Source organism: Wenyingzhuangia sp. 2_MG-2023 (assembly GCF_030548295.1).
GTDB lineage: Bacteria > Bacteroidota > Bacteroidia > Flavobacteriales > Flavobacteriaceae > Wenyingzhuangia.
This window is the reverse complement of sequence record NZ_JAUOSB010000004.1, coordinates 230662-241778: the sequence shown is the minus strand read 5'-3', so window position 1 is coordinate 241778 and position 11117 is coordinate 230662. Positions and strand designations below refer to the sequence as shown.

8 protein-coding genes are annotated in these 11117 nt (G+C 34.1%); 1 reads left to right on the top strand and 7 read right to left on the bottom strand.

Going from position 1 to position 11117, the window contains the following annotated elements; genetic code table 11:
• Positions 1 to 289: 289 nt before the first annotated feature.
• The gene (locus tag Q4548_RS07665) at positions 290 to 5626 is read left to right on the top strand and encodes an SdrD B-like domain-containing protein (RefSeq protein WP_303453312.1); all 5337 of its coding nucleotides are present in this window, start codon (positions 290 to 292) and stop codon (positions 5624 to 5626) included.
• Between the two features lie 194 nt (positions 5627 to 5820).
• Here Q4548_RS07665 and queA read toward each other — a convergent pair whose 3' ends face one another.
• The 7 genes from queA to Q4548_RS07630 all read right to left on the bottom strand — a co-directional run bounded on the left by queA (position 5821) and on the right by Q4548_RS07630 (position 11053).
• Positions 5821 to 6870, bottom strand: a complete 1050-nt coding sequence (queA, locus tag Q4548_RS07660) for a tRNA preQ1(34) S-adenosylmethionine ribosyltransferase-isomerase QueA (protein ID WP_303453310.1) — start codon at positions 6868 to 6870, stop codon at positions 5821 to 5823.
• 175 nt (positions 6871 to 7045) lie between these two features.
• Positions 7046 to 8275 (bottom strand): 3-phosphoshikimate 1-carboxyvinyltransferase, encoded by a 1230-nt coding sequence (locus Q4548_RS07655; RefSeq protein WP_303453308.1) that lies wholly within the window; start codon positions 8273 to 8275, stop codon positions 7046 to 7048.
• 2 nt (positions 8276 to 8277) lie between these two features.
• Positions 8278 to 8538, bottom strand: coding sequence for a hypothetical protein (locus Q4548_RS07650; RefSeq protein WP_303453305.1), 261 nt, complete (start codon positions 8536 to 8538; stop codon positions 8278 to 8280).
• Positions 8538 to 8864 (bottom strand): nucleotide pyrophosphohydrolase, encoded by a 327-nt coding sequence (locus Q4548_RS07645; RefSeq protein ID WP_167182153.1) that lies wholly within the window; start codon positions 8862 to 8864, stop codon positions 8538 to 8540. The genes Q4548_RS07650 and Q4548_RS07645 overlap by 1 nt, the downstream gene beginning before the upstream one ends.
• Before the next feature lie 87 nt (positions 8865 to 8951).
• On the bottom strand, positions 8952 to 9956 hold the full coding sequence (locus Q4548_RS07640) for a radical SAM protein (RefSeq protein WP_303453299.1): 1005 nt from the start codon (positions 9954 to 9956) through the stop codon (positions 8952 to 8954).
• Between the two features lie 16 nt (positions 9957 to 9972).
• A complete protein-coding gene (aat, locus tag Q4548_RS07635) occupies positions 9973 to 10620 on the bottom strand; it encodes a leucyl/phenylalanyl-tRNA--protein transferase (protein ID WP_303453296.1) in 648 nt (215 codons plus the stop codon).
• A 70-nt stretch (positions 10621 to 10690) separates the two neighbouring features.
• On the bottom strand, positions 10691 to 11053 hold the full coding sequence (locus Q4548_RS07630; protein WP_303453293.1) for a DUF3127 domain-containing protein: 363 nt from the start codon (positions 11051 to 11053) through the stop codon (positions 10691 to 10693).
• Positions 11054 to 11117 lie beyond the last annotated feature (64 nt).

Sequence of the window (11117 nt, the reverse complement as noted above, 5' to 3'; positions counted from 1 at the left end):
TAATTTTATACACAACAAAAATGCAGAGCTTTTAAAAGCTCTGCATTAAAGATTTTTTAATCGTCAACTTATTTTAGGACGACTCATATTTTTATAGTAATCCAAATCAATTTACTCTAAGTTTAAAAAACGTTTATCTATTATAATATGTTGAGTGTTTTAAATGTTGTCTTTTGTTAACATATGTTGTTTTTTTGGTTTTGTTAACGTAAATATCAGATAATCAGTAGTTCTTTTTAGTGTTTAATACTTATTTTTGCGAACTGATTAAACTAAACTAGTATTTACTATGACAAAAATTACTAAAACGCTCTCTATATTGCTATTAGTATTGGGAACAATCACAACTAATGCTCAAACGCTCTATGACGTTGTACTAGGTACAGACAATGTTCCTATTACAGAAGTGCAAATTGAATTTAATGGAGCTACCATTACTCAAACAAGTGGAGGTATAGATCCAACGATACCTGCAAATGAAACAACATTGCCTGTTTGGATGAACTATGTTAAGATTAATGATGGGGGTGTCATTAAAACTCTTGACTTCTTAAATGCTAAGGGAGCTTTATTGGCTAGCAACAACTTTACAAATGCAACAACAGGTGTTGGTGTTTATAATGAAGGTGTAGAGACGCTAATTTCTAATGGTGTTGCTGCTTGGGAAGATGCAATGCAGGATATGGTAACTAGCCGTAATGCATTGAGCTATATGTTTTATGACGGTTCTTCTAATACACCACCAGCTGATGATTTTGATATTTACTGGTCTAAAGCTTTAACCAACGATGATTATTTAGTGGTAAGTGAAAGAGATGGGAACACTTTCTTTAGAATTGTTCCTTTGGATATCAACGGAAATCCTATCACTAGTGCAAGAGAGTTAAGATTTGGAAAACAAAATGGTATAGCCTCAAGTAATGGAAATAAGAAATATGACTGGAATATTGGTTATGGTTCAGCGGGTAGGTTTGCGAATCAACCACAGTATTTCACAGTTGTTGATGTGAATTTGTTTAATACAATTCAGCCAATTTATGGTTTTAGAATTGATAACAATGGAGATGCAGATGTTAAGTTTTACGGTATTTCTGATGATACATTCGAAAATAACCCTACAAATCCATTAGTACCGGGTATAGAAGGTAATGTTTTCAATGATCTTGATAAACTTACGGACAATACGGTAGATGGTGCTGGTATTTCTACACCTAGTGGAACACAATTATATGCTAGTTTAGTTGATAGTTCTAATACAATTGTAGATACTGTACCTATTAATAGTGATGGTTCATATGCCTTTTTAGATGATATAGAACCAAATTCAAATTACACAGTTGTTTTACATACAAATCCTAATGGTAGTAAAGTACCTAATTTACCTGCAACATGGACTAATACTGGAGAGAACCAAGGAACAACTCCAGGTGATGACGGTAATGTTAATGGAATATTAGCAGTTTCAGTTGGAACGGTAACAGAAACAGAAGTGAATTTTGGAATTGAGAAGTTGGCAGTAGTATGTTCAGGTTCATTTGATGCACAATTGAACGGAACGAACGGAACACCAGATCTGTATTCACCCTATGTTTCAGGTACAGCTACATATCCAAGCCCTTTACAAATCTCTGAAATGAGTCCCGTTTCAGTGCCTGCTTCAGGCTACAGAGGTTTCGATGAAGATTACTCTGTAGTGGTAGGTGGAAATTTTGTGATTCCAGCTTCAGGAGGGGCTGAAACAGAAGGAAGAGTAGCTGTTGGTGGTGATTTTATCAGTAATAAAACAGGTTCTATTTATGGAGTGTCTCAGTCTGGAGGAGGAACTTTTGTGATTGGTGCACCTGGTAGCTATGGATTGGCAGTCAATGGAGATATACAAATTAATGGAACTGCAGCCAATGATAGAATTCAGATTGGGTTTAATGCACATCCAGCTTCATACACTGCTATCGCTGGAGGAGCTATCAACAACCCATCAAAAATAGAAGTGACCAATCAGATTTCAGGAACTCCAACAGGAGTCGATGTTACTGGAATATTGTCAGATATGGCTATTGTAAGTTCAGAAATGTCTACATCAATTGCTACGGGAAGTTTGACTGACCTAGGAGGTGGAGTGAGAGAACTTGCAGGGGGAAATAATGATATGGAGATTTTCCACTTAGATGGAACAGCAAATCAAGATTTAGATCCAGGATATGTTGGGATTCTTAAATTTAAGGAAGGAACTATCAAGTCAGGAGCTACGATTGTAATTAACGTAAGTGGTACTTCAGTTGTCAGTCGTCTTCAAGCTTTAGCGGGTAGAGTCAATGATCCCGTTTCTAGTGCTGCTGGTTCAGACCTAGATGCATTAGTGTATCATGTGATATGGAATTTTTACGAAGCTTCTGATGTATCTATTTTATCAGATTTGAATGGTAGTATGATTGCTCCATCGGCTGATTTAGATGTGAAAGCAAGTATCAATGGGCGTGTGTATTCGGGTGGAAATCTAATACACAGTGGTAGTGGTTCAGAAATTCACAACTTTCCATTTACAGGGGACTTGTCTGTTTTTTGTACTTCTTCTTGTGAGCAAGCTGAGAATAACACTTTAACTGTGACTATTGATGAAGGACAAACAAAGACATTGGTAGGAAGTCCTGCAGGAGGGGTTTGGTCAGTAGTAGCTGGAGGAGGAACCATCAATGCTGGAGTATATACTCCTGATGATATCAATGCTAATACAGATGTCACCATTCGATATACCCTTGCTACTGATGGATCTTGTGCAGCCTCTACGGCTGATGTTACGTTTACAGTAACAGCCATCCAAGGTTCTATTGGAGATACAGTTTGGTATGATGCAGATGGAAACGGAGCTCAGAATGGAAGCGAATTAGGATTAGAAGGAGCAACGGTAACGTTAGATTCAGGAACACCATCAAACACAGCAGATGACGTAACAACTACTACCGATGCCAATGGTAACTACTTGTTCGAAAACTTACCAGCTGGAGACTACACAGTTTCAGTAGATGTAAGCACTGTAACAGGAGGTTTACCAGTAGGAGTAACGGTAACAGAATTATCACAGACTTATGATAATGATGGAACAGGAACAGCAGATACAAGCGATGTTACTTTAGGAGCAGGAGAAAATAACTTAGACCAAGACTTTGGATACCAAGGGTTAGGATCTATAGGAGATACAGTTTGGTATGATGCAGACGGAAACGGAACTCAGAATGGTTCAGAAGTAGGATTAGAAGGTGCTACCGTAACATTAGATCCAGGAACGCCAGGAAATGCAGGAGATGACGTAACAACTACTACGGATGCCAATGGTAACTACTTGTTCGAAAACTTACAATCAGGAAACTACACAGTTTCAGTAGATGTAAGTACTGTAACAGTAGGTTTACCAGTTGGAGTAACAGCAGCAGAATTATCACAAACATATGACAATGACGGAACAAGTACAGAAAGTGCAAGTGATGTTGTTTTAGGAGCAGGAGAGAATAATTTAGATCAAGACTTTGGTTATTACCAAGAATTAGGATCTATAGGAGACACAGTTTGGTATGATGCAGATGAAAATGGAGCTCAGAATGGAAGCGAATTAGGATTAGAAGGAGCAACGGTAACGTTAGATCCAGGAACACCAGGAAATGCAGGAGATGATGTAACTACGACAACAGATGCAAGTGGAGAATACTTATTTGAGAATTTACCAGCAGGAAACTACACAGTTTCAGTAGATGTAAGTACTGTAACAGGAGGTTTACCAGCAGGAATAACAGAAAATGAACTGAGTGTAACATTCGATGCAGATGGAATAGATACTTCTAGTAGGAGTGATGTTACTTTAGCAATAGCTGAGGATAATGTAGATCAAGATTTTGGATATGTGGCACCTGAATGTTTATCTGATGATTGTAAAGTAACTACTTTCGAACATTATTTGGTCAATAAAGGATGGGATTTAGATGGAATAGTTAATGGTGTTATTGTACCTGCTCCAGAAGTAGATACAATAAAGTATTTAGATGTTAGTGGTAAAAATTTAAGAGATTTAATTGGTATAGAATACTTTACATCTTTAGAAACGTTAATAGCAAATGAAAATGAGATTACCGTTTTAGATTTAATTCAAAATGTAAATCTAAAACATGTAAGTTTAAAGTATAACGATATCATAGGAATCAATGTAAGAGATAACATTAATTTGTGTGAATTATACTTAGAAGGAAACAAGTTGACTGAGATTGACTTGTCAAATAACCTTGTACTAAAGAAACTAGGATTACGTTATAATGAGATTAAACATTTAGATGTATCAAACAATTCTTTACTAGAACTGTTAGAAGTTAATTATAATAAATTAGAACAATTGTTATTAGGTACTAATTGTAATTTAGAGTATTTAAATGCAGGATATAATAACCTAGATGTTATTGATTTAGATGGAATTAAATGTATCGTTACACTGTTGTTAAATGATAACAATTTATCTGGGACTTTAGATTTAAGTGATCATATAAAAATTGAGTTGCTTAACTTATGTAATAACAATTTAGATAACTATCCTCCAGGAAGCTGTGATACAGTTCAGCAAGTACCAGTTTGTTTTGAAACTTTAGAAGAGTACATGGTAGACAAAGGATTAGATTTAGATGGTGTTACAAATGGATCTATTATTCCAGCTCCTGAAGTAGCTACAATGACGTACTTAAATTTGACAGGATTGTGTATTAAAGATATGACAGGTATTGAATTCTTTACTTCTTTAACAGAATTGCACATAGCGGGTAACTTAGTAACTACTATAGATCTATCAAACAATACTTTGTTAAGAGTGTTAGATATATCAGGTAATAAGTTAGAGAGTTTGGATTTATCAAATCAAGTGATTTTAGAAGAATTGTATGCTGGAACAAACTGTCTAACAACTATTGATTTATCAAATAACTTATTATTAAGAACATTGAGTTTGAAAGGAAATAAGTTAACAAGCTTAGATCTTACACCAAATGAAGCTTTGGTTTACGTAGAAGTTCAAGGAAATGTGTTAGAGGAGTTGATTTTAGGGTATAAAAAGATGCTAACTCACTTATATGCAGGAACTAATAAGTTGACCACTTTAGATGTAAGAGCGGCATTAAATTTAGCGGTATTAAGCTTAGAGTATAACAATTTAGAAGGAACTTTAGATCTAGATAATAATAAATGTATCGTTAAGTTAAACTTAAGTAATAACCAATTGGAAAAGGTTCTTTTTGGAAATGGATATAACAACATTGTTTCAAACGATAACTTTAACATCTTAAACAATCCTAATTTAACTTGTGTAAAAGTAGACAATGTATCTTATAGTACATTTAACTGGACAACATATGTAGAAGATTCAAGTGTTTTTACAGAGTTTGATGATTGTTCTGATGGATTTGCTCCAGTGGTTGTAAATCCTAATGAGATTGAAATTGTAAACAATGAAATAGTAGTGCCTGCTGATGTAGTTCAGATTAAAATATTTACTCAATCAGGAAGAACGGTAGTAAATACGAATTTACACGGTGTATACTTTGTAATGATGGTAAATGCAAATGGAGAAGTTAATGTAAGCAAGATTTTAGTTCTCTAATTGATGAGCTTATTTAATTATAGATTAAAAAGACCAGGCAATTTTGCCTGGTCTTTTTTTGTTTAAATATAAAAATTAGGTTGGTTTAGTGGCTAGTGTAAATATGGGTGTTTTACAATTTAGAGAGTTTTAGAGGTATAAAAAAACCAAGCAATTGCTTGGTTTTTTTATGATAATAAGAAATTGTGTATGATTTAGATAATCAACATGGCATCTCCATAGGTACTAAATTTATATCCTTCTTTAATCGCTTCTTCATAAGCTTTCATTAAGAAATCATAACCAGCAAAAGCGGCTACCTGCATCATTAATGTAGATTTAGAGGGATGAAAGTTGGTAATCATAGAATTTGCAATGCTAAATTCATATGGAGGAAAAATAAATTTATTTGTCCAACCTTCGTATGGATTTAATTTTCCGTTAGAAGACACAGAAGATTCAATAGCTCTCATTACCGTAGTTCCAACAGCACATACTTTGCGTTTGTTACCAATAGCACTGTTTACAGTATCACAGGTGTTTTCAGAAATTTTCATTTGTTCTGAATCCATTTTGTGTTTTGATAAATCTTCAACTTCAACAGGGTTGAAAGTACCCAAACCAATGTGTAATGTCAATTCAGCAAAATCTACTCCTTTAATTTCTAAACGTTTCATCAAATGTTTAGAGAAGTGCAATCCTGCAGTTGGAGCTGCAACAGCACCTTCTTCTTTAGCATAAATAGTTTGAAAACGGTCAGCATCTTCTGCTTCAACCTCTCTATTAATGTGTTTTGGAATAGGAGTTTCTCCTAAATCTTCTAGTTTTTGTCTAAATTCTTCGTAAGAACCATCATATAGAAAACGTAATGTACGTCCTCTAGAAGTGGTATTGTCAATTACTTCAGCTACTAACGAGTCGTCTTCTCCAAAAAATAATTTGTTACCAATACGAATCTTTCGAGCAGGATCAACCAATACATCCCAAAGGCGATTTTCTGCATTCAACTCGCGCAACAAAAACACTTCAATTCTAGCACCTGTTTTTTCCTTGTTTCCATACATTCTTGCTGGAAAAACTTTGGTGTTGTTCAAGATCATCAAATCTCCATCTTCAAAATAGTTGATTAAATCTTTAAACTCTTTGTGCTCTATAGTTTGTTCTTTCTTGTTTAATACCATTAAACGAGATTCATCTCTATATTCAGCAGGATGTTGTGCTATCAATTCATCAGGTAAATCAAAGTGAAAAGCAGATAACTTCATGTATATGTGGTTTTTAAATAGGATGCAAATATACGATTCGGAAATAGGCCTTGTCAAGCATATCGATGTTTATTTTCAAGAAGTCAGTAAACACAGGGTGTGTAGACGTATTAAATTGGTGGAAAACAAAAAAACCAGCTATAAAAGCTGGTTTTGGTATATTTTAAAGAGCTGTTTATTGAAATCTTTCATAATCATCCCAAAAACTAGGGTAAGATTTTGATACAACTCCAGCATCGTCAATATTGATGTTTGTTTTTAGCAACAACGGAGCAAAAGCCATTGCCATTCTATGATCGTTGTAGGTAGCAATGTGTACATCGCTATTCAGCGTGTTTTTAAACGCTTTTACGGTCAATGTTTCATCTGTGTACTCTATGGTTCCGCCAAGCTTAGTAAGTTCGTTGTAAAGAGCTATAATTCGATCCGTTTCTTTAATTTTTAAAGTATGCAATCCCGTCATGTGGCATTCAACTCCAAGTCCTAAAGCGGTAACAGCAATAGTTTGTGCAATATCGGGTGCTTTTACCAAATCAAATTCTACACGTGTTGGCAATGTATAATTAGGTGTTTTTTCTAAGAGAATGGTGTGTTCGTCAAATGTGGTGCTAACTCCAAATTCTTTGTAAATTTCTTGTAAAACAGAATCTCCTTGAAGGCTCGTTGTTTTGTAAGAAGAGATATCTAATTTTCCGTTTTCAGATAGTGCAACAAAACTGTAAGCATACGATGCTGAGCTCCAATCAGACTCTACAGTAAAATTAGTGTTTGTAATTTCTTTGGTTGGAGCAACTGTGATAAATTGTCCTTCAAAAGATGTGTTTACTCCCAATTCATTTAACAAACTTAACGTCATTTGAATGTAAGGAATGGATGTGATTTTTCCTTCAAATTTTATAGTCAAACCTTTAGCTAGGGTAGGAGCTATCAATAGTAAAGAAGAAATGTACTGGCTGCTTACGCTACCGTCTATTTTTACTGTACTTTGAGTCAATTCTGTCCCTGTAATTTTTAACGGAGGAAATCCTTCGTTCTCAACATATTCAATTTTGGCACCTAAAGCACGCAAAGCATCTACTAAAATTTTTATAGGACGTTCTTTCATTCTTGGAGATCCCGTCAAGATAATTTCAGAATTTTGTTTTACGGCAAAATAACTGGTTAGGAAACGCATGCTAGTTCCGGCATGTCCTATGTTGATTTCTGTTTCTGATGAATTCAATGCGTTTAGCATCAAATTAGAATCATCAGAATTGGATAAATTGCTTATTTCTATGCTTGGGTACAATGCTTGTAATATTAGCAAGCGATTGCTTTCACTTTTAGAACCCGTTATTTGAAAAGAATCGTCTACAGGTCCGTTGTATTTCTTAAGGAACTTGGTTCCAATATCTGCATGTGCCATTGTTATATTTTGTTTTTAGCTTTGCTTTTGGTCAAAAAAGCCATTACAAAACCATATCCTATAATTACTGTAATTCTAATCAATACAAACTGAATCCAACTTCCGTCTTCAAAACTTTCAGAAATAGCATTCAAGTTTCCGTTTTTAAATAATTCTGCGGCTGTAAAAACAATGATTAGAATAAATGCAAAAGAAAACATAAAGCGAATTGCTAATTTCCAAATAGGAGTATCAGCTACTTTTTTTATTTTTTGATTGACCATTATTTTAATTTTTGATTGTTGTGATGACGATCGTGATCTCTTTTGGTTTTTAAGTCTAGTTTGGCATCAAAAGCAGCTTGTAAATCTACTCCTGTTTGGTTAGCAAGACATAAAACCACAAACAAAACGTCGGAAAGTTCTTCACCTAAATCTTTGTTTTTATCACTTTCTTTTTCGGACTGTTCCCCATATCTGCGAGCTATAATTCTGGCAACTTCTCCAACTTCTTCTGTTAGTTGAGCCATGTTTGTCAGCTCGTTAAAATAACGAACACCATGCTCTTTAATCCAATTGTCAACATCAAGTTGAGCGTTTTTAATATCCATATTGATATATTTTGAAATGAAACCTTAGCGGTTTAAAACGGCTCAAAGATAAGAGTTTGGTTTGAAAATATATTTCTAAGCCAAGGTTTAATTGATGTCGTAGTTTAAGGTTTTGTTTTGCAAAGCAGCAATGGTTGATTTTTTAGCGAAAATCAATTTCAAAAGTTGAAGACTCAATTGAGATTTTTTTGCGTATTGATCGTAAGTTTCGGTTTTCCAATCAAAATTATTGTTCCAAAAAGAAGTGGGAGAAACGTAGCAATAGGTAAATGGCTGAATGACACTATTCATAGATTCTTGATGCTCTAATCTTTTTGGTTTTGGAGCAATTAAAACGGTGTTGTTTTGAATAGCATTTTGGTTGATAATGTTATAAACTTCATCGTAAATAGGCAGTATTTTGTCTAGAGAAAAGTTGTTGTATTCTGTTTCACCAATTTTATCGATAGGTCTTATTTGCAAATAATCAATATCAATTTCCCCAAAAATTTTCCAAAAATCTTTAAGCTCTAAAAAATTGTCTTCATTAAACGTATAATTAATTCTTAGTTTGAAATCAGGATATTTTTTTTTGACTTCAGTAATGTATGTTAAGGAAAGCATAAAACGATCAAAATTTCCTTTGGCCATAAAAGATTCGTAACTCTCTTTGTAGACACCGTGTAGAGAAACTGTTATTTCGTTAAGTCCTAATTTTACCCATTTTTCAAGTTGATTTTTTTCAAGTAGATTGGCATTTGTGGTCATAGAAATGTAGGGCACTTTTGCTTTGTGAGCTAGTTCAAAAATAGTGTCTAAATTTTTATACAAAGATGGTTCTGTACCACAACCTACCTGAAGTTTGGCCGCTCTGTTGAACAGCGCTTTAGAAAACAAAGGTAAATCTTCTTTAGGAAAAATTCCTTTGAGCGTTTTTACATAATCTTTGTCTGTAAAATAACACATTTTACAACGTAAGTTGCATGCGTTTACAGGATCAAATTGTACAGAAATATATCTTTTTTTTAAGAGATGAAATACGAGCAATCCCAAAAATTTTAATCTTGGGTTTTTAATAAAATTATTAATTTTAAGTAGCTTGTAGTAGTTCATAGGATGCGAAGCTAATCTAATTTTTTTGCAAAATATGCAAAAATTCCTGTCTAGGAATTTCATAAGCTCCCAAACTTTCTAAATGTTCGTTGTAAACTTGGCAATCTAATAGCTGATAGTTGTTTTTGGCCAAATAAGTATTTAGCCAAGCAAAAGCAACTTTAGAAGCATTGCTTACTTTGCTAAACATACTTTCTCCGCAAAAAACATGTCCCATCCCTAAGTCAATTCCATACAAACCACCTACCAAATGGTTGTCTTTCCATACTTCTACAGATCTTGCAATTCCTAATTCATGCAATTTTATATAAGCATTTTGCATGTCATCGGTAATCCAAGTTCCCAATCCGTCATTTCGTTCAATATTTTTACAATGGGCAATAACCTCTTTAAAACTCTGATTGAAAGTAACTTTAAAAATGTCTTTTTTAAGAGTTTGTTTTAGACTTTTAGAGGGTTTGTATTCTTTAGGATTTAGCACCATTCTCCAGGCTGGACTGTACCAAATAATTGGTTCGTTTTCATTGTACCATGGAAAAATTCCGTTGGTGTAAGCGTTCATCAATCTTTTGGTAGATAAATCTCCGCCAATAGCAAGAATGTCATCCTTGTTGGCCAAGGTTGGGTCTGGAAATTCTAAAGAGTTTTGATGGAGTAAATACATATTGTAAAAATAAAAAACGCTTTCAATTTTTGTTGAAAGCGTTGAAATTATTTAGTGAAATCCGTTTTGTTTAGAACGGTAAATCATCTGGTTCTTCATTTTGTGCTATAGAAGTAGTTTCAAAAGATGCTGGTGCTTCTGCTTGTGGTGCAGCTGCAGCGCTTGCTTCTATTCTCCAACCAGTAATAGAGTTGAAATATTTAGCAACTCCTTCAGGGTTGATCCATTCTCTACCTCTTAAATTGATAGACACGGTAACGTCTTGTCCAACTTTATAATTGTCTAATAAATCTACTTTGTCTTGTACAAACTCTATCAACAACATTTGAGGGTATTGTTCATCCGTAGTAACTACCAATTCTCTTTTTCTAAATCCGCTAGCCCCAAAAGTTTGCGTGTCGTTTATTAATTTAATTTTTCCTGATACTTGCATGCTCTTCATTTATTTATTGAAAATCAAAATTAAAGATTTGTCTTAATATAAGAATGGAATCGAA